This is a genomic window from Pseudomonas sp. 2995-3 (genome assembly GCF_002742565.1).
GTDB lineage: Bacteria > Pseudomonadota > Gammaproteobacteria > Pseudomonadales > Pseudomonadaceae > Aquipseudomonas > Aquipseudomonas edaphica.
The window spans coordinates 29,014-49,606 of record NZ_LJSB01000140.1 but is presented as its reverse complement, the minus strand read 5'-3'; the positions used below and the strand labels follow the sequence as shown (position 1 = coordinate 49,606).

17 protein-coding genes are annotated in these 20,593 nt (G+C 58.9%); 13 read left to right on the top strand and 4 right to left on the bottom strand.

Annotated features, from left to right (window positions below):
• Positions 1–48: 48 nt before the first annotated feature.
• Complete coding sequence (gene tpx, locus AOA62_RS07220; RefSeq protein WP_017135058.1) at positions 49–549, bottom strand: thiol peroxidase; 501 nt, start codon at positions 547–549, stop codon at positions 49–51.
• A 158-nt stretch (positions 550–707) separates the two neighbouring features.
• Here tpx and AOA62_RS07215 point away from each other — a divergent pair, with 158 nt between their 5' ends.
• The 11 genes from AOA62_RS07215 to AOA62_RS07160 all read left to right on the top strand — a co-directional run bounded on the left by AOA62_RS07215 (position 708) and on the right by AOA62_RS07160 (position 16,587).
• Positions 708–1,997, top strand: coding sequence for a glycosyltransferase (locus tag AOA62_RS07215; RefSeq protein ID WP_099548266.1), 1,290 nt, complete (start codon positions 708–710; stop codon positions 1,995–1,997).
• A 72-nt stretch (positions 1,998–2,069) separates the two neighbouring features.
• Positions 2,070–2,987: an AraC family transcriptional regulator gene (locus AOA62_RS07210; protein ID WP_099548264.1), complete on the top strand. Its 918-nt coding sequence runs from the start codon at positions 2,070–2,072 to the stop codon at positions 2,985–2,987.
• 176 nt (positions 2,988–3,163) lie between these two features.
• Positions 3,164–7,501 (top strand): DUF6543 domain-containing protein, encoded by a 4,338-nt coding sequence (locus tag AOA62_RS07205; protein WP_099548263.1) that lies wholly within the window; start codon positions 3,164–3,166, stop codon positions 7,499–7,501.
• 278 nt (positions 7,502–7,779) lie between these two features.
• The gene (locus AOA62_RS07200) at positions 7,780–9,102 is read left to right on the top strand and encodes a sugar ABC transporter substrate-binding protein (RefSeq protein WP_065931666.1); all 1,323 of its coding nucleotides are present in this window, start codon (positions 7,780–7,782) and stop codon (positions 9,100–9,102) included.
• A 166-nt stretch (positions 9,103–9,268) separates the two neighbouring features.
• Positions 9,269–10,159, top strand: a complete 891-nt coding sequence (locus AOA62_RS07190; RefSeq protein ID WP_017135054.1) for a carbohydrate ABC transporter permease — start codon at positions 9,269–9,271, stop codon at positions 10,157–10,159.
• Between the two features lie 10 nt (positions 10,160–10,169).
• On the top strand, positions 10,170–11,000 hold the full coding sequence (locus AOA62_RS07185; RefSeq protein WP_017135053.1) for a carbohydrate ABC transporter permease: 831 nt from the start codon (positions 10,170–10,172) through the stop codon (positions 10,998–11,000).
• A 22-nt stretch (positions 11,001–11,022) separates the two neighbouring features.
• Entirely contained in the window at positions 11,023–12,126 is a 1,104-nt protein-coding gene (locus AOA62_RS07180) for an ABC transporter ATP-binding protein (protein ID WP_017135052.1), read from the top strand.
• Between the two features lie 16 nt (positions 12,127–12,142).
• Entirely contained in the window at positions 12,143–13,624 is a 1,482-nt protein-coding gene (locus AOA62_RS07175; RefSeq protein WP_099548262.1) for a mannitol dehydrogenase family protein, read from the top strand.
• Positions 13,625–13,793: 169 nt separating this feature from the next.
• The gene (gene xylB / locus AOA62_RS07170; protein WP_099548261.1) at positions 13,794–15,275 is read left to right on the top strand and encodes a xylulokinase; all 1,482 of its coding nucleotides are present in this window, start codon (positions 13,794–13,796) and stop codon (positions 15,273–15,275) included.
• A 12-nt stretch (positions 15,276–15,287) separates the two neighbouring features.
• Positions 15,288–16,226, top strand: a complete 939-nt coding sequence (locus tag AOA62_RS07165; protein WP_099548259.1) for a carbohydrate kinase — start codon at positions 15,288–15,290, stop codon at positions 16,224–16,226.
• 100 nt (positions 16,227–16,326) lie between these two features.
• The gene (locus AOA62_RS07160) at positions 16,327–16,587 is read left to right on the top strand and encodes a DUF2790 domain-containing protein (RefSeq protein ID WP_099548257.1); all 261 of its coding nucleotides are present in this window, start codon (positions 16,327–16,329) and stop codon (positions 16,585–16,587) included.
• Positions 16,588–16,660: 73 nt separating this feature from the next.
• Here AOA62_RS07160 and AOA62_RS07155 read toward each other — a convergent pair whose 3' ends face one another.
• Positions 16,661–16,927: a DUF1652 domain-containing protein gene (locus AOA62_RS07155; protein WP_017135047.1), complete on the bottom strand. Its 267-nt coding sequence runs from the start codon at positions 16,925–16,927 to the stop codon at positions 16,661–16,663.
• A 223-nt stretch (positions 16,928–17,150) separates the two neighbouring features.
• Positions 17,151–18,173 (bottom strand): threonine ammonia-lyase, biosynthetic, encoded by a 1,023-nt coding sequence (gene ilvA / locus AOA62_RS07150; RefSeq protein WP_099548256.1) that lies wholly within the window; start codon positions 18,171–18,173, stop codon positions 17,151–17,153.
• Positions 18,174–18,448: 275 nt separating this feature from the next.
• Between ilvA and AOA62_RS07145 the strand changes: the two genes are divergently transcribed.
• Together AOA62_RS07145 and map are read left to right on the top strand one after the other, a co-directional pair.
• The gene (locus AOA62_RS07145) at positions 18,449–18,649 is read left to right on the top strand and encodes a ParD-like family protein (protein ID WP_017135045.1); all 201 of its coding nucleotides are present in this window, start codon (positions 18,449–18,451) and stop codon (positions 18,647–18,649) included.
• Positions 18,649–19,398 (top strand): type I methionyl aminopeptidase, encoded by a 750-nt coding sequence (gene map / locus AOA62_RS07140; RefSeq protein ID WP_099548254.1) that lies wholly within the window; start codon positions 18,649–18,651, stop codon positions 19,396–19,398. Before AOA62_RS07145 ends, map begins: the two co-directional genes overlap by 1 nt.
• 256 nt (positions 19,399–19,654) lie before the next feature.
• On the opposite strand, the gene AOA62_RS07135 is transcribed toward map, so the two are convergent.
• Positions 19,655–20,593 (bottom strand): magnesium transporter CorA family protein, encoded by a 939-nt coding sequence (locus tag AOA62_RS07135; protein ID WP_099548253.1) that lies wholly within the window; start codon positions 20,591–20,593, stop codon positions 19,655–19,657.

Here is a 20,593-nt window from a genome sequence, read left to right as displayed (position 1 = left end):
CTTGCATCAAGCGTGCTACTGCAAAATGACAGTAATGCGCCGAAACAGTTACTTCAAAACAGCCAGGGCTGCTTCGTAGTTTGGCTCTTGGCCGATTTCAGGCACCAGTTCGCTGTGCAGTACGTTGTTGTTTTCGTCCAGTACCACCACGGCACGGGCGGTCAGGCCTTGCAGCGGGCCATCGGCCAGGGATACGCCGTAGTCTACGGCGAAGTCGGCGTTGCGAAAGTCCGACAGGCTCAGCACGTTGTCCAGGCCTTCGGTGCCGCAGAAGCGCTTCTGGGCAAACGGCAGGTCAGAGGAGATGCACAGTACAACGGTGTTGCTCACGTCGTTGGCCTGGGCGTTGAATTTGCGTACCGAAGTGGCACAGGTCGGGGTGTCGACGCTTGGGAAGATGTTCAGCACTTTGCGCTTGCCGGCGAACGTTTCCAGGGTCGCCTCTGACAGGTCGACGGCGACAAGATTGAATTCTGGAGCGGTGGAACCGGTTTTCGGCAATTCGCCTTCAACCTGGACAGGGTTACCACGAAGGGTGACTTGAGCCATGAACGGAATCCTTATGCTGGGTTTTGGTTAAACGAATTCGAGAGGCCGAAGTTAACCACAAAGTGCAGTGACTACCTACCACCGGACACAAATTGTCATGCCCCGCAGGTGTGGTTTAATTGCGCGTTTTTTGCCCGCCCTTCAAGGATCTGCTTTAGATGAATCAGCCCGCCACCAAAGTCCTGGTCATAGGTTATGTCTGGCCGGAGCCCCGCTCCTCAGCCGCCGGCGGGCATATGATGCAGATTCTGCAGAGCTTTCTGGACCAGGGTTGGGACATTACCTTCAGCAGCCCGGCGACTATTGGTGAACACAAGGCCGACTTGCCTGCCCTGGGTATCGCCGAGTGCGCCATCGAGCTCAACAACAGCAGCTTCGACGATTTTATCCGCGCGTTAGCCCCGGATATCGTGTTGTTCGACCGTTTTATGATGGAAGAACAGTTCGGCTGGCGTGTGGAGCAATGCTGCCCCGATGCCCTGCGCGTGCTTGAAACCTCCGATTTGCAAAGCCTGCGCGATGCGCGCCATCAGCGTTTCAAGGCCCACCTCAAGGCTCACCCCGACAGTGACGACTTCAGCGCACTGTTCAAGCCGGCCCTGCAGGAAGCGTTCCAGTGGATGGCCGACACCGACCTCGCCAAGCGCGAGATCGCCGCCATTTACCGCTGTGATATCAGCCTGATGATTTCCGATGTGGAAATCCGCCTGCTCACCGAACAATTCAAGGTGCCGGCCGCCCTGCTCCACTGGTGCCCATTGATGCTGGAACCGCCGGTTGAAGCCTTTGCGCCGTTTGAAGACCGCGCGCACTTCCTGAGCATCGGCAATTTCCGCCACGCGCCCAATTGGGATGCGGTGCTGTGGATGAAGAGCAGTTTGTGGCCGTTGATCCGCCAGCAACTGCCGGGCGCACAGCTGCATATCTACGGTGCCTACACGCCCCCCAAGGCCACCGCCCTGCACAACCCGGCGCAGGGTTTTCACGTGATGAATTGGGCTGAAGATGCGCTGCAGGTCATGGCCGCGGCCCGTATCTGCCTGGCGCCACTGCGTTTCGGCGCCGGCATCAAGGGCAAACTGATGGATGCCATGCTCTGCGGCACGCCAAACATCACCACGCCGATTGGCGCCGAGGCCATGGGCGACGATCAGCCATGGCCCGGTACCATCGAGCAAAGTGCCGAGGCCCTGGCCGCTGCCGCCGTGGCGCTGTATCAAGACCGCGAGCGTTGGACCCAGGCCCAGCAAGACGGCCGCCGATTGCTGGCTCGGCGCTACGACCAGAGCCTGCATGGCCCCGCCCTGGTGGCTTGCCTGGAACACTGCCGCAGCCGCCTCGCCGCCCATCGCCGGGACAACTTCACCGGCAGCATGCTGCGTCACCATGCGCATAAAAGTACCCAGTACATGTCGCAGTGGATCGAGGCAAAAAACCGCAGCGTATAAAGGATGACGCTAGCGAGGTTGCGCGCAAGGGGGCATTATCCTACGCAGCAACCACAATAAAGCGACGGCAGCATGACCCGAGCAATGCGCATTACCGACCCTTCCTACGAGTTGATGGACGATCACAACGGTCTGTCCATCATCTATCGCCAGCATGGTTTCCCCTGCCCGTTGGTGCGCTGGCACTTCCACAAGGAATACGAGCTGCACCTGATCGTCGCCAGCTCGGGCAAAGTGTTTATCGGCGACTACATCGGTAACTTCTACCCCGAAAGCCTATTCCTTACCGGCCCCAACCTGCCCCACAACTGGATCAGCCAGGTGGAGGAAGACGAGGTGGTGCCCAAGCGCGACATGCTGGTGAATTTCACCGACGAACTGTTTGAACAGGGCAGTCCCGTGTTTGCCGAACTCAAGACGCTGGCGCCGATGCTGGAACGGGCGCAGTACGGCATCGAGTTCCGTTGCAAAAAAACCATCGCCCAAGCCATGACCCTGATGCAGCGCATCGAAGACGCCCAAGGTATAGCGCGCCTGGGGCACTTCTTTATTCTGCTGGAGGTGTTGAGCGCCTGTGAGGATTACCAACTGCTGTCCGGCGGGACGACACCGCAAGTGGCCGACGAGCACAGCATCGATCGCACCAACCGCGCGGTGGACTATATCTTTGCCCACTACGCCCGCGAATTGTCGCTGGAGGAAGTGGCGCAGTACCTGGGGATGAAGCCGACGTATTTCTCACGGGTGTTTAAACAAGCCACTGGGCGCACGTTTATAGAGTTTGTTAACCGGCTACGCATCAGCAAATCTTGCGAGCTGCTGGCCGATGGCGACAAAGCCGTGACGGATGTGTGCTTTGAGTCGGGTTTTAACAATATTTCCAACTTCAACCGGCGTTTTCAGCAGCTCAAGGGCATGACGCCGTCCCATTACCGACGTCTGGCGGTGCAACGGCTCACGGATCAGAACCTGACGCCGATAGGCGCTTAGCACTTCAATTCGAGGGCAGCAGGCCTTAATGGGCCATTTGCTGAGATACGCCTCCCGCCCGTCTCGTTTAAATCCCGCAATACAAGGGGCGGAACACATTCCTTCTCGCGACCAACAAGCTACCAGCCCGCAGCCTGACTGCTTGCTCACCCAACGTCGCCAAATCGGAATGCCCCATGAGAAGTTACCTGACGCACTCACCCCTGACCTTTGCTGCCCACCCCCCAAGCCCATCCCCTGCGCCCGTTGAGGGGCAACCGAATAAAGCGCGGACACGGCGCAGCACATCGGCTGACGTAATCTCCCTGGAAGTACAAAAAGCCGCCCAGACCTTGGTACGCCAGGCGGACGCCGACCTGGCCGGAAAATTCGCCACCGCCTTGATGGAACAGGTCAATTCAAATAGCACAGGCCGCCAGCAGCCCATCGCCTCCGGGGTAGTCTCTGCTATTCCCGCCAACTCCACGTTCGGACAACTCTGGGCACAGCTTACTCACACACTCAAGAGCGAGCCGTTTGCCACGTTTGCAAAAAATAACCACATTGATCTTTCAAACCTGAAAGTGACGCCCAGCGGCTGGCTGGATTGCACCGTTAACGGCAAGCGCAGGACCTTTTCCAATTACGAAACAGGCTTTGAGCAAGCCACTGTCGACGTTTTGATCGCTGCCCGCAAACTGAGCCCTGACAACAAGTCGTTTGTATACGTAGACGAACACAGCGCCACTACGCGTGCTGTCGGTAATTTTTACGGCGTACAGGTTCCCAATACAAAAGCCGCGACGCTCGCGGATATCCGTCAATTGCAGGAGAACATGAGGTTCCCCTCCGTGTTTTCTCCTGACGCCAACGCACCACGCCCCCGTCGACACGAATACCGGCACGCCAGGCAAATGCAGGACGAAGCAGAGCAGGACCTCGCACTTCAGATGGTTCGGGAGCCGGGGAAATTTCCTCCCCAGCAGGGTCAAGCTGGCATTCCTCAGCTCGCGCCGCCAAACCCTGCGCAACCGGCCACAACGCCGGCGCAAACGCCAACCGCCACCACTGACCCGGTGGCCGCCATTGCGCGCCGACAGTTTGCCGGTGAGCCCAATGTTTACTCGGTGGTCGCGCGCGCGCTAAGCGATAGGATAAAGGAGGCGGCCCCCGCACTGGACGTCGACGTCAACCAGATCTCTATCGAAACGCCCGATCCGGACACCCCTGGTGCATTCAAGCGAACACAATTAATGGCACGTGTCTTCGACTACTTGACGGGTGGGGAGGCCCCGCGCTTCACAGGCACCGATAGAGCTTTTGACACACGTCCTGATCTGCTGGCACGGACGGGCAACTCTGCCGACACCCCGCTCGATCTGGATTTGTCAGCGTTGAGCAGTATCATAAATGCATTGCCGGCTCGACTGAACCACTACTACGAAACGGCCATGGGTGAATATTGGGATAAGCCGGCCTTCGCTGGAGGCACTGATGCGGGTGCTGCCTTTACCGGCAGCCACAGGGCATTGGTTAGTCGAATTCTGCGAAGCAACTTGCAACTGGCCAGTCTGAAACAACCCGGCCTGGATGATGAGCAGCGCAAGACCATAGACATGGTCGCAAGACATCCCGAAGAAGCCACACGCCCCGCCCCAACTGACCCCAACTCATCAGGGGCCACCGTCTATAGCCTGGTCGGTACAGCGCCAAAGATGGTGATTCATCGCTACTTGGCGAACATAAATCGCGACATTCTTCTATTAGTGGAGCCCAGCGGGAAAATCACCCCGTTTAAGAGCTGGGATGAACTCAACAGCTTGGGTGCTCTGAATGACAGGCTGACCGGCAATATGTTCAGCGCCCAGGCCGACATCATCATCGATCAGCACCTGGGCGACAGTTTGTCTGCGCCTTCAACGCCCTCAGGCACAGACGACTCGACGAAGGAGACCATCCCTCTGCCCGACTGGATGAGCAAAGCCGGCGAAGCCGAACGTTTTGTCATGCATGAACTCAGCCTGGGATTGGCAAGCACTCACCAAACTAACCAAGGCCGCAGCTACAACAGCGGCATTGAGGACATTCGCAGTTTTGCGCAGCATCGATTTGACAGCCTGCCCGAAAACCAAAAGCTGACGGCGCACGCGGCCGCCAACCTTGAGGTGGTCTTCAAAGTGCCTTATGGAACGCTGAACTCCGGCTTCATTGACCGGCAAACCATGAGCCTGACGGACATGCTCCTCAATAACTTATCGGGGCTGCCTAATGGCCAGATAGAAGTCTTTTTCAAGACAGGGCTCAAAGATGAGAACGGTGCAGAAATAAAAGTCAGAGTGCCCACACTGGAAAAAGAAGGTGTGCTCAAGCAGCTAGTTGACGAGCTCGATATTGGCAAAACCTATACGGATTTGCTCAAAAAACAATTGCTCGACGACCCCAGCGAAAAAGCGCAGCGCCAGTCACTTTTCGCTCAGCAAGTGCCGCTCGAACTACAGTTCAAAGCCCTGGAACTGAGCATCAAGGGAGCGTCCGGTTTCAACGCAACAGGTTTCAGGTACATCCAGGAAGTGTTCAAGCCTGGCCTTGGCCCCAGGGTCGTTGATGGCAAGGAAATCGTCATCCGACCGCTGGCGTTTGATAATCAAGCCAATGGAAAGCCCGATGGGGTGGAAGGTGCCTATCTGATCGAACCCAAAGACACTACGACCGGCCCGCATATTCTGTATAGGCCGCTGATCAGCGATGCTCCGCTGCTGCAATTTCCAACCCGCCAGGCACTGCTGGAAGCCATACAGAACAAAGGCAAGCTGCAAAATGACATCCTCGCCTGGCTCCCGGATGAAAACACTCGAAAACTCTACAGCGGCGACGGTTTCAAGCATCCCAACCTGGTGATATTCGGTTTGAACCTGGGGTCCGTTCCCCTTAACAAGGCCCACCCTCTGGCCATCGATACCCGACTGCAGCAAACGTTACAGGAGGGAAAATTGCTGGAGCATCTGTACGAGGCCAATGCCCGGAACTTGATCACCCTGGCTGAGCACCAATCAACAACAGACGCTCAAAGCCGGTGGGCATCCCTCAAGGAGGGTGGTTTCCTGCTGCTCAATTCAGTGCTGCCTGTGCTGCGCGGCCCCGGCGCCATACTCGGCTTGATGATGCAGGCTCAAGGCATTATCAGCGACTTGGGCATCCTGCTCGACGATGACGCACAAAAGAAACAAGCAGCCCTGACCGATCTGCTGGTCAACCTGGCAACGTTGTTTATCCACTTCAAGGCACGCTCATTGTCGGAGCCCTCTTCCGTTACGTCGACAAGCCCGGCAACCGGCGCCAGCGTGATGGTAGATGAAGCAGTACCGCTCACCCCGCCCCTACAGCGCTTTCGGATGGGGGGGCCGCTGGAAAGGATCATACCTGTGGACGGGGAAATCCAGACCAACGTAGACACTTACAATCGTAAAGGCCAGGAAGTGAAGCGGCTGAATATCATTGGTCATGCCGCTAAGCCTGAGGGAGAGCAATCAGCGGTGATTGTCGCTGAAGGTGAACAAGTCTATACGGCTGAAAAACTCGATAATGAACTCTTTGGGCGGGGCATTAATATTCGAGATTACCCGGAAGTTCGCTTGCTGGTGTGCTACTCCGCCAAAGGGGGTGACAACTCTCTGGCGGCACAACTGCACTCGCTCACTGGCGTCCCGGTAAAGGGATATGAAGGCACAGTCGACGTAGGGTATATATCTGGTGTAGGCGTGGACCCGGAAGATATATACAAAACAGCCCTTGAAAAACTCAGAACCCAGCGTCCAGAATTTTCTGAAGCCGCCAGGAAAGAACTGGCAGAGATAGCGCTGAACAACCAATTAAGAGACATTGATATTTTTAACCATGTGGAAAAGAAGAGTGGTAAAAAAGTAAAAGTAAACTGGGGAACGCTTCAAAATCCAATCTATGAAGAGGTGTCAGTCGACTACCGTCCCAAGCGCTTCGGACCGTCAAAGACCCGAACAATTGCGGGCACTGCAGAGGTTCAAGACACCTCAAAAGAACTGCATAACATGGGTGAATATAAAGCCTTCAAGGCGTTGCCCGAGGCTGACAAACTGAAAAACAGCATTGCTTTTACGACCTCGGAAGACGGTCAGTATGAGTACTTTCTGGACCGGACAGTGGGCAGCACGGAAATCAGACTAAACATCATCGGGCATGGTGATAAAGGCGGCGCTACATTCAAAAGCGATCTGAAAGGCGCAGCGTCCCACTCGCCTGAAGCATTTGCAAAATTGATTGCCCCCATGCTGAAAAAGACCGGGGCTACCCATATCAGGATGATCAGTTGCAAATCAGGCAGCACCGGCTTTTCGGAAGAACTCTCAAAACGCTTGAACGTGCCCGTCAAAGCGCCTGTGGGCACCGTCACTCAATTTGAAGTCATGAAAGACAGGTACTGGATTCTGGAGAAATTCCCGAACCCACGTCGCCCGCACGATCATGAGTGGAAGACATTTACACCTGCCACACCGGCCTAGTAGACCTCAACGCGCCAGTCCCCACTTATGCCAAGCCGTTGAATCACCCGGTTCAAGCCCCTGGTGGTTCAGCGGCTGACCAGGCCGGGCGTTGCTGAAAGGTTTCATGCAATCGATTGCCGAGTGCAAAAAAGTATCAGCTCAAGTGTGCCCAAGGATTTGTCACACGCCCATTTCAAGGCTGTAATCAACGCACACTCTTCCTGACACCTTGTGGGAAGACACAACAACAATAACTGTCATTCTGTAGCCCTCTGGGCACGGAAATGGAGTGCGCGATGAAGTTCACAGCAAAAGCACTGCTTGTCTCCACCTGCATGACCACCTGCATGACCCTCAGCGCCGTCAGCTTTGGCGCGCAAACCCTGACCATTGCCACCGTCAACAACAGCGACATGATCCGCATGCAGAAGCTCTCGAAAACCTTCGAGACCGAGCACCCGGACATCAAGCTGAACTGGGTGGTGCTTGAAGAAAACGTACTGCGCCAACGCCTGACCACCGACATCGCCACCCAGGGCGGCCAGTTTGACGTGTTGACCATCGGCATGTACGAAGCTGCACTGTGGGGCGCCAAGGGTTGGCTGGAGCCGATGAAAGACCTGCCGGCGTCCTATGACCTCGACGACGTGTTCCCTTCGGTGCGTGACGGCTTGTCGGTCAAAGGCTCGTTGTATGCCCTGCCGTTCTACGCCGAAAGCTCGATCACCTACTACCGCACCGACCTGTTCAAGGGCGCCGGGCTGAGCATGCCCGAGCACCCGACCTGGACTCAGATCGGTGAATTCGCCGCCAAACTCACCGACAAGAGCAAAGAGCAATACGGCCTGTGCCTGCGTGGCAAAGCCGGCTGGGGTGAGAACATGGCGCTGATCACCACCCTGGCCAACGGCTACGGCGCGCGCTGGTTCGATGAAAAATGGCAACCGGAATTCAACGGTCCGGAATGGAAGGACGCGTTGAACTTCTACGTCGACAACATGAAGAAATCCGGCCCGCCGGGTGCTTCCAGCAACGGTTTCAACGAAAACCTCGCGCTGTTCAACAGTGGCAAGTGCGCGATCTGGGTGGACGCCAGCGTGGCCGGTTCGTTCGTCACCGACAAGTCTCAGAGCAAAGTCGCTGACAGTGTCGGCTTCACCTTCGCGCCGCACGAGAAGACCGACAAGGGCACCTCGTGGCTGTACTCCTGGAGCCTGGCCATCCCGACCAGTTCCAAAGCCAAGGATGCCGCCAAGGTGTTCACCACCTGGGCAACGTCCAAGGAATACGGCGAACTGGTAGCCAAGACCGACGGCATCGCCAACGTACCGCCTGGCACGCGCAAATCGACCTACAGCGACGAATACCTCAAAGCCGCACCGTTTGCCAAGGTGACCCTCGAATCGCTGAAAGTCGCTGACCCGACCAAACCGACGCTCAAGCCGGTGCCGTATATCGGTATCCAGTTGGTGACCATTCCTGAATTCCAGGCGATTGGTACCCAGGTCGGCAAGTTCTTCTCAGGCGCGCTGACCGGTCAGCAAACGGTGGACCAAGCCTTGACCGCCGCGCAGACCACCACCGAGCGTGAGATGAAGCGGGCGGGTTATCCCAAATAACTCAGCATCACCGCGATAAATGCTTTGTGTGGGAGCTGGCTTGGCTGCGATGCGGGCGACTCGGTCGGTCAGCCAGACCGATGTGATGCCATCGCAGGCAAGCCAGCTCCCACATTGAGCGCGCTCCGATTCTAGTTTTGCATGCCCCCGACTGGTCTTGATCCTAATGAATACAACACCCAAAAACCGCCTGGCCAACCCCGGCTGGTTCCTCGTCAGCCCCTCGGTGGCCATGCTGCTGCTGTGGATGATCGTGCCACTGGGCATGACCCTGTACTTTTCGCTGATCCGCTACAACCTGCTCTACCCTGGCGAAAACCAATTCGTGGGGTTGGAAAACTTCACCTACTTCATCACCGACTCGGGCTTCCTGCCTGGCGCCACCAACACCCTGTTACTGGTGGGCAGCGTGTTGCTGATCAGCGTGGTGTTCGGCGTGTTGATCAGCGCGTTGCTGGAGGCCAGTGAGTTCCTGGGCCGCGGCATCGTGCGGGTGATGCTGATTTCGCCGTTCTTCATCATGCCCACCGTCGGTGCGCTGATCTGGAAGAACCTGATTTTCCACCCGGTGTCGGGGATTCTCGCCGCCGTGTGGAAGCTGTTCGGCGCCGAACCCGTGGACTGGCTGGCGCACTACCCATTGCTGTCGATCATCATCATTGTGTCGTGGCAGTGGCTGCCCTTCGCCATCCTGCTGCTGATGACCGCCATGCAGTCCCTCGACCAGGAACAAAAAGAAGCCGCGCGCCTGGACGGTGCCGGCGCCATCGCGATCTTCTGGCACCTGACCCTGCCCCACCTGGCCCGCCCGATTGCCGTGGTGGTGATGATCGAAACGATCTTTTTGCTCTCGGTCTTCGCCGAAATCTTCACCACCACCAACGGTGGCCCCGGCTACGCCTCGACCAACCTCGCCTACCTGATCTACAACCAGGCGCTGGTGCAGTTCGACGTGGGCATGGCCTCGGCCGGCGGCTTGATCGCCGTGGTCATCGCCAATATCGCGGCGATCATCCTGGTGCGGATGATCGGCAAAAACCTGACTGACAAGCCTTGAGGGCCGCGCCATGACGCTTCAACAATCCCGCCGCCTGCAAAGCCTGCTGCTTGGCACGTTGGCCTGGGCCATCGCAATCCTGATTTTCTTCCCGATCTTCTGGATGGTGCTGACCAGCTTCAAGACCGAAATCGACGCGTTCGCCACGCCGCCGCAGTTCATCTTCACGCCGACGCTGGAGAACTACCTGCACATCAACGAGCGCAGCAACTACTTCGCCTACGCCTGGAACTCGGTGGTGATTTCGTTCAGTGCCACTGCCTTGTGCCTGCTGATCTCGGTACCGGCCGCCTACTCCATGGCGTTCTACGAAACCCAGCGCACCAAGGGCACCTTGCTGTGGATGCTGTCCACCAAGATGTTGCCGCCAGTGGGCGTTTTGATGCCGATCTACCTGCTGGCCAAGAGCCTTGGCCTGCTGGATACGCGAATTGCGCTGATCATCATCTACACCCTGATCAACCTGCCGATTGTGGTGTGGATGGTGTACACCTACTTCAAGGACATCCCCAAGGACATCCTCGAAGCCGCGCGGCTGGACGGCGCCACCCTGTGGCAGGAAATGGTCCGCGTGCTGCTGCCGATCGCCAAGGGCGGCCTGGCCTCTACCGTGCTGCTGTCGCTGATCCTGTGCTGGAACGAGGCGTTCTGGTCGCTGAACCTGACCTCCTCGAATGCCGCGCCGTTGACCGCGCTGATCGCCTCTTACTCCAGCCCCGAAGGTTTGTTCTGGGCCAAATTGTCCGCCGTTTCGACCCTCGCGTGTGCGCCGATCCTGATCTTTGGCTGGATCAGCCAGAAACAGCTGGTGCGTGGCTTGTCCTTCGGCGCAGTTAAATAATAATTCCAAGCGGAGGCCCATCATGGCCAACCTGAAAATCAAGAATTTGCAAAAAGGCTTCGAAGGTTTCTCGATCATCAAGGGCATTGACCTGGAAGTGAACGACAAGGAATTTGTGGTGTTCGTCGGCCCGTCGGGCTGCGGTAAATCCACCCTGCTGCGTTTGATCGCGGGCCTTGAGGAAGTCACCGAAGGCACCATCGAACTCGATGGCCGCGATATCACCGAAGTCACCCCCGCCAAGCGCGACTTGGCCATGGTGTTCCAGACCTACGCGCTGTACCCGCACATGAGCGTGCGCAAGAACATGTCGTTTGCCCTGGACCTGGCCGGCGTCGACAAGAAGCTGGTGGAGAGCAAAGTCAGCGAAGCGGCGCGCATCCTCGAACTCGGCCCGTTGCTGGAGCGCAAGCCCAAGCAGCTTTCCGGCGGCCAGCGTCAGCGCGTGGCAATCGGCCGTGCGATCGTGCGTAACCCAAAGATTTTCCTGTTCGACGAACCGCTGTCCAACCTCGACGCCGCCCTGCGCGTGCAGATGCGCCTGGAACTGGCGCGCCTGCATAAAGAGCTGCAAGCCACCATGATTTACGTGACCCACGACCAGGTCGAGGCCATGACCCTGGCCGACAAGGTGGTGGTACTCAACAGCGGCCGTATCGAGCAGGTCGGCTCGCCGCTGGAGCTGTACCACCAGCCGGCCAACCTGTTTGTGGCGGGCTTTCTGGGCACGCCGAAAATGGGCTTCCTCAAGGGCAAAGTCACCCGTATTGAAAGCCAGGGCTGCGACGTGCAGTTGGACGCCGGCACCCTGATCAGCCTGCCATTGAGCGGTGCCAGCTTGAGCGTGGGCAGCGCGGTGACCCTGGGGATTCGCCCCGAGCACCTGGAAATTGCCTCGCCTGGGCAAACCACCCTGACCGTCACCGCCGACGTCGGCGAGCGCCTGGGCAGCGACACCTTCTGCCACGTCATCACCGCCAACGGCGAGCCGCTGACCATGCGGATTCGTGGCGACATGGCCAGCCAATACGGCGAAACCCTGCACCTGCACCTGGACCCGGCGCACTGCCATCTGTTCGACACCGATGGCGTGGCCGTGGCTCGTCCACTGCGCGCTGCCGCCTGATTTCGCGAGACTTGTGATGAAACTGAATAAACAGAACCTCACCCAATTGGCGCCGCAAGTAAAAATTCCGGCCTACGCCATTGCGAGCACCTCCCAGGGCATCGCGCATATCGGCGTCGGCGGTTTCCACCGTGCGCATCAGGCGTATTACACCGATGCGCTGATGAATACCGGCGCTGGCCTGGACTGGAGCATCTGCGGCGTCGGCCTGCGCAGCGAGGACCGCAAGGCCCGCGACGACCTGGCCGGCCAGGATTACCTGTTCACCCTGTATGAACTGGGCGACACCGACGACACCGAAGTGCGCGTGATCGGCGCCATCAGCGACATGCTGCTGGCCGAAGACGGCGCCCAGGCGCTGATCGACAAGCTGGCCAGCCCTGAGATTCGGATTGTCTCGCTGACCATCACCGAAGGCGGCTACTGCATCGATGACAGTAACGGCGAGTTCATGGCGCACCTGCCGCAGATCCAGCACGACCTGGCGCACCCTAATGCACCGAAAACCGTGTTCGGGTTTATCTGCGCCGCACTGACCCAACGCCGCACCGCCGGGACCCCGGCGTTTACCGTGATGTCCTGCGATAACCTGCCGCACAACGGCGCCGTCACGCGCAAGGCCCTGCTGGCATTTGCCGCCCTGCACAACGCCGAGCTGCATGACTGGATCAAGGCCAACGTGAGCTTCCCGAATGCCATGGTCGACCGCATCACGCCGATGACCAGCACCGCCCACCGCCTGCAACTGCACGATGAGCACGGCATCGACGACGCTTGGCCGGTGGTGTGCGAGCCGTTTGTGCAATGGGTGCTGGAAGACAAATTCGTTAACGGCCGCCCGGCGTGGGAAACCGTCGGTGTGCAGTTCACCGATGACGTCACGCCTTACGAAGAGATGAAGATCGGCCTGCTCAATGGCAGCCACCTGGCCCTTACCTATCTGGGTTTTCTCAAGGGTTATCGGTTTGTGCACGACACCATGAATGACCCGGTGTTTGTGGCCTATATGCGTGCCTACATGGACCTGGACGTCACGCCAAACCTGGCGCCGGTGCCGGGCATCGATTTGACCCAGTACAAGCAGACGCTGGTGGATCGTTTTTCCAACCAGGCGATTGCCGACCAGTTGGAGCGTGTATGTTCCGATGGCTCGTCGAAGTTTCCCAAGTTCACCGTACCGACCATCAATCGCTTGATTGCCGATGGGCGTGAGACTGAGCGCGCGGCGTTGGTTGTCGCCGCCTGGGCGTTGTACCTCAAAGGCGTTGATGAAAACGGCGTGACTTACAAGATCCCCGACCCACGCGCCGAGTTCTGCCAAGGGCTGGTGAGTGACGATGCGCTGATCAGCCAGCGCCTGCTGGGTGTGGAAGAGATTTTTGGCAAGGCTATTCCCAACTCGGCTGAGTTTGTGGCAGCGTTTGAGCGGTGCTTTGTCAGCTTGCGCGACAACGGCGTCACCGCAACCCTGCAGCAACTGCTGAAAACACCCGATTAAAAATGTGGGAGCTGGCTTGTGTGGGAGCTGGCTTGCCTGCGATAGCATCACCTGGGTTTGACTGATAGACCGAGGTGCTGGCATCGCAGGCAAGCCAGCTCCCACACAAGCCAGCGTCCACATTTAATCGGGCTATCAATCCAAGAATAATACTGCTGAGCACTCCTTCATGACCCAGCAAAACCTGTACCTCGGCATCGATTGCGGCACCCAGGGCACCAAAGCCATCGTCCTCGACGCGTCCAGCGGCAAGGTCCTGGGCCTGGGCGCCGCCGCGCATACGCTGATCAGCGGCGCCAATGGCCGTCGCGAACAGCACACCCAGGAATGGCTGGATGCCTTTACCGAAGCCACTCACCGCGCCCTGCAACAGGCTGGCGTGGACGGCCAGGACATTCTCGGCATCGGCGTCTCCGGCCAGCAGCACGGGCTGGTGCTACTGGACGAGCACGGTGAGGTGCTACGCCCGGCCAAACTCTGGTGCGACACCGAAACCGCCCCGGAGAACGACCGCCTGCTGGCGTACCTGGGCGGCGAAAGCGGCTCGCTGGAACGCCTCGGCGTGGCGATTGCGCCGGGCTATACCGTGTCGAAACTGCTGTGGACCCGCGAACAACACCCGGACGTGTTCGCACGCATCGCGCATATCCTGCTGCCCCACGACTACCTCAACTACTGGCTCACCGGCCGCGCCGTGGCGGAATACGGCGATGCGTCGGGCACCGGCTACTTCAACGTGCGCAGCCGTGAGTGGGACGTAGAGCTACTGAAACACATCGACCCGAGCGGGCGCCTGGAAAAAGCCCTGCCTGCGTTGATTGCGGCCGATCAAGCTGTCGGCAGCATCCTGCCGGCCATCGCCGAACGCCTGGGGATCAACCCCAATGCCAAGGTGTCCAGCGGCGGCGGCGACAACATGATGGGCGCCATCGGCACCGGCAATATCGCTCCCGGCGTGATCACCATGAGCCTGGGTTCGTCCGGCACCGTCTACGCATTTGCCGACCAGCCGAATGTCAGCCCGCAAGCCTCGGTCGCGACCTTCTGTTCGTCCAGCGGTGGCTGGCTGCCGTTGATCTGCACCATGAACCTGACCAACGCCACCGGGGTGATTCGCGAGCTGTTCGAGCTTGACCTTGCGACCTTCAACAGCCTGGTTGCGCAAGCGCCGATTGGCGCCGATGGCGTGAGCATGCTGCCGTTCCTCAATGGCGAACGCGTGCCCGCCCTGCCCCACGCCACCGGCAGCCTCCACGGGCTGACCATGACCAACCTGACCCGCGCCAACCTGTGTCGCGCGGTGGTCGAGGGCACCACCTTCGGCCTGCGCTACGGCCTCGACCTGCTGCGCCAGACCGGCCTGCAAAGCCATAGCATCCGCCTGATCGGCGGCGGCTCGAAAAGCCCGGTGTGGCGGCAGATGGTCGCCGATATCATGAACACCGAAGTGGTGTGTACCGAACAAAGCGAAGCCGCTGCCCTGGGCGCGGCGATCCAGGCGGCGTGGAGCCAGTCCGGCGACACCCTGGCCAGCCTGTGCGACAAATGTGTGAGTGTCGACCCAAGCAGCCGCACGCTGCCGGTGGCGGCCAATGTCAGTGCCTATCAACAGGCTTACGAGCGCTATCAGCAACTCGTGGCAACCCTTTAAGAGCGAACGACTATGTATCTGGTGTGTGGCGAAGCGCTGTTCGATTTTTTCAGCGAGGAGGATGCCAGCGGGCAGGCTTCCAGGGTCAATTACAAAGCCATTGCCGGTGGTTCGCCGTTCAACGTGGCCGTGGGTTTGCGCCGCCTGGGCATTGAGTCCGCGCTGTTGGGTGGCGTGTCCAACGACTTCCTCGGCCAGCGCTTGGTGCAAGTGCTCAAGGACGAAGGCGTCAGCCAGCGGTTTCTGCTTGAGTTTGCCGCGCCAACCACCCTGGCGATGGTTGCCGTGGGCGCCAACGGCTCACCGCAATACAGCTTTCGCGGCGAAGGCTGCGCCGATCGGCAATTGACGCTTGAGCATCTGCCGACCTTGGGCGATGAGGTTCGTGGCGTGCATATCGGCTCGTTTTCGCTGGTGGTGCAGCCGATCGGCGACACCCTGCTGAGCCTGGTCAAGCGCGAAAGCGGCAAGCGCCTGATCAGCCTGGACCCCAATGTGCGGCTCAACCCGCAACCGGATATTCAGCTGTGGCGTGAGCGCGTGGCCGAGTTGGTCAAGCATGCCGACCTGATTAAAGTCAGCGATGAAGACCTGCACCTGCTCTACCCCGACCAGTCGCCCGAGAGCGTGCTGCAAGGCTGGTTGCAGCACCGTTGCCAATTGGTGTTCCTCACCCGTGGCGGCGATGGCGCCAGCGTGTTCAGCCGCCAGCACGGCAGTTGGTCGCAACCTGCGGTCAAGGTGGTGATGGCCGATACGGTGGGCGCCGGCGACACCTTCCAGGCCGCGTTGATTGCCTGGTTGACCGAGCAGCAGTTGGATTCGATTGACGGCCTGCAACAGCTGACACGCGCGCAGATCGACAGCATGCTGGGCTTCGCGATCCGCGCCGCCGCGTTGACCTGCAGCAAGACCGGGCCGGACCTGCCATATCGCCAGCAGTTGGGCTGAAGCCTGGGTTTCATGAAGGTTTTGTCAGCCAAGGCAAAATTAATCGATGGTTAATCCCGCAAGCCGAGAGTGAAATTGAACTCACTTGCGGAGCACCACCATGAAACTGCGTACCTTGTTATTCACCGCCACCTTGGCCCTTGCCGCGGTGTCGGGGATGGCCCAGGCCGACACCGCCGCCAAGCCTGTGCAGTATCAATACGGCATGCCCTTGAACGTCGACAAAGTGATCGCCATGCACGAGGAAGACACCGACGTGTGCAAGGTGATCAACGCCGATATCAAGTTCGTGGACAAAGCCGGGAAGATCGAAGATGTGGGCTACCGAAAAATGTCCGAAGCCTGCGATTTTCAGAATTGAAACACACCGCATTGGGCCTGGCGTTTACCAGGCCCACAGGTCGTCGGTGAATCACTCTCAAACACTTGGCTGACTAGTAGCCGCGCCCCGCCACTCTTTGCTGAGCAGGCGCTTGAGTGTGCTTGAGGTCTTCGCGCAACCCGCTGATCAGGTTGCAAATGGCTCGACTGCTGTCGAGTTTTTCCGCGTTGATACCTTTGACTTCCAAATCCACCCGGTCACGGTCGCGGTCGTCATACACCTTGATCGTCAACGAGGCGTCTTCGGCTTTGGTACATTCACACCGCTTGGGCAGGAAACTTCCTTCAATAATGCTGCGTAGCTCTAGTTCCGAAAGCATGGCCAACCTCTCCTTTTTTGAGACTGCCAACAGATTTTTGTGTGTCCGGCAGGCGCAGGCCCACCACGTCTTACCGACCTTGGCAGACGTTTATAGTCAATAAGCCTACTCGGCAAAGTCCGTTGCTGTTGTAACTTTTCCTCATAAGCACAACGGCGCGTTATATAAGCCGGTTCGTGTAGCCAGCATCCTCGTCGAACTGCGTCGATTAAACGTTTATGCACTAAGTTACACTTTGCGCCGCTACTCTCTCCGCAACATGTCGCAAACTATCAAAGTTGATATTGGCCCCTGAGTTCACTGCCACCAAGGTCTGCCCGCGCACGCCGTTTTGGGTGACGTACTTGCGAACGCCCGCCACCGCCAGTGCGCCTGAAGGCTCAGTGATGGAGCGCGTATCGTCGTAGATCAACTTGATGGCGCTGCACAGTTCGTCATTGCTGACGGTGATCACTTCATCGACCCAATCGCGGCAGATCTCAAAGCCATAGGCGCCGATCTGCGCCACCGCGGTGCCATCGGCAAACCCGTCGACACTGGGCAGCACCACCCGCTCACCGGCGCGCAAGGCCGCCAGCAGGCAACTGGAACCCTCGGGTTCGACGCCGACAATGCGCACCTCGGGCCGCAGGTATTTGACATAGGCGGCAATCCCGGCGATCAGGCCGCCGCCGCCCACCGGCACGAAGATCGCGTGCAGCGGGCCTTGCTGCTGGCGCAGTATTTCCATGGCCACTGTGCCTTGGCCGGCGATCACATCGGGGTCATCGAACGGCGAAACAAAGGTGCAACCCGACGTCTCGGCCAATTGCAACGCATGGGCCAAGGCAAACGGAAAGCTTTCGCCATGCAACACCGCCTCGGCGCCACGGGAGCGCACGCCCAGCACCTTCAATTCCGGCGTGCTGCACGGCATGACGATGCGGGCCTTGATGCCCAGTTCCCGCGCCGCCAATGCCACGCCCTGCGCATGATTACCCGCCGAGGCGGTCACCACCCCACGGGCTTTCTGCTCATCGCCGAGTTGCACCAGCTTGTTGTAGGCGCCACGGATCTTGAAGGAAAACGTCGGCTGCAAATCTTCCCGCTTGAGCAGCACTTGGTTGCCCAATAGCGCCGACAACGCAGGCGCCGATTGCAAGGGCGTGCGCACTGCCACGTCGTAAACCGGGGCGGCGAGGATCTTTTTCACGTAGTGCTCAAGCAGCCCGGTATTGGCGGTTTGCGCGGCGCGGTGGGTACTCATGGGCGTCTCCTGGTGTTGGTGTGCTGCCCAGGAGTCGGAAAAACAAAACCCGCCTCTAGGGCGGGTTTGGGTGCAGCCGTGTGCTATCCCGCCAAATGAGGAATGGCGGTAATAATAATGCTCGGCTGGCGGCGCAAGGCTGGAAAGGTCATGCACCGAAATTAACCGGCGGTGGCTGGGCAAGTCAATGGCCTGTGGCCATTTAGCGGGTTGGGGTTTACGAGAGATATACGAAACGTATACGCTTTGTATATCCATCTAACACAGTGAAACCCATGGGCATCGTCAAGATTACCGACCAACTGCACGAACAGCTTCGCCTGGCCAGCGCCGCCATGGACCGCTCCATCAATGCCCAGGCCGAGTTCTGGATCAAGATCGGCCTGCTGGCCGAACTCAACCCGCACCTGCCCTACAACGAGCTGATCAACAAGCTGTTGCTGGACAAACCCGACCTGATCCGAGGGCGCGGCTGATGATCAAGACACCCGCACAACTGGCCGTGATGCGCGAATCCGGACGCCTGCTGGCCCAGGTATTCAGCATGCTCGACGGCTTTGTCGCCGCCGGACGTTCGACCCTGGAGCTGGACAGCGCCGTCGAAACCTTCATCCGTAACGAACTCAAAGCCCGGCCGGCGAGTCTTGGGCAATACGACTACCCCTTTTGCATCAACACCTCGATCAACGAAGTGGTGTGTCATGGCATGCCCAGTGCCAAGGATGTGTTGAAAGACGGCGACATCATCAACATCGACATCACCCTGGAAAAAGGCGGTTTTATCGCTGACTCCAGCAAGATGTACATGATTGGCAGCGTGGCGCCCAAGGCCCGGCGCCTGGTGGAACAGACCTTCGAAGCCATGTGGGCCGGCATTCGCCAGGTTCGCCCCGGCGCACGCCTGGGCGATATCGGCCATGCGATCCAGAGCCATGCGCAAGCCAACGGCTACAGCGTGGTGCGTGAGTATTGCGGCCACGGCATCGGCCGGCAGATGCACGAGGAACCCCAAGTGCTGCACTTCGGCCGCCCCGGCACCGGGCTGGAACTGCGCGAAGGCATGGTGTTTACCATCGAGCCGATGCTCAACCAGGGCAGCGCCAAGGTGCGCGACCTCAAGGATGGCTGGACGGTGGTGACCAAGGACAACAGCCTGTCGGCGCAGTGGGAACATACTGTTGCGGTGACGGCGGACGGCTTTGAAGTGCTGACACTGCAACCGTAAACCTGTGGGAGCAGGCTTGCCTGCGATAGCATCGACTGTGTGTCACTGACACACCGCTTGCACAGGAGCGCTGTTGTGGCGAGCGGGCTTGCCCCGCGTTGGGTTGCGCAGCAGCCCCAGTAATGGCACAGGGATGTTTCCTGAAAGAACTCAGCGCCTGGTTTGGGGCCGCTTCGCAGCCCAACGCGGGGCAAGCCCGCTCGCCACGAAGGAGTTTGGCCACCTTACCTGTCAGTTCCCACAAACTGCAATGTGTTCACGCGCGGCTGGCGCCGCCTGCGATGCGCTTGAGCCCGAACACCATCAACCCCGCCCCAACGCCCATCGCCACCATCAACAGCGGGTACGACACCCACCACGGCGTGCCCGCCGTCATCATGCTGAACTCCGACATGCCGCCCACGCTGGCGATCAGGTTGAGCGGTAGAAACACCACGTTGATCAACGTCAGCTTGCGCAGCAGGTTGTTCATGCTGTTGTTCATCAGGTTGCCGCGTGCATCGATCAGCCCGGAAAACACGTTGGAGTAGATCTCCGCCTGCTTGTAGCACTGGTGGTTCTCAATGATCAGGTCATCGATCAACCCCAGCACCTCGGCGCTGAAATGCTCCTTTTCCGCGTGGTTGCGCAACCGCGACAACACCGCGCCATTGCTGTGCAGCGCGTTGATGTAATAGATCAGGCTTTCACTGAGGTTAAACATCTGCATCAGGTGCTGGTTGCTCATCGACGCATTGAACTGTTGCTGCAACTCCCGCGCCACCAGCTTGATCACCTTGAGGTGGCCCAGGTAGTGGTGAATGTTGTTAAGCAGCAGATCAAGCAGCACATCCAGCGGCGTATGCAACGGCCGACGCGCGCCGAGCCCGGAGAGTGGGGTGTCATCCGTGGCGATCACCAGCAGGCGGCCGGGTGAAAACAATAGCCCGCAGGAGGCCACTTCGAACATCAGGCTGCCGCCGCCCGAGTAGTTCTCCGGGCGTTTCCAGATCAGGAACAGGTTATCGGGGTGAAACTCGATGCGTGAGACTTCATCTGGGTCAAGCGCCGAAGCCAGGGCGTGCTCGTCGAGTTTGTGATGGTCGCGCAACCACTCGCGCTCGGCCGTGTCCGGGTTGTTGAACAGCATGATTGCAGCGTCGTCCTTGTCCGCCTTGCACAGTTTTCCGTCGGTCAGTTCAAAGCGCTGAATCAT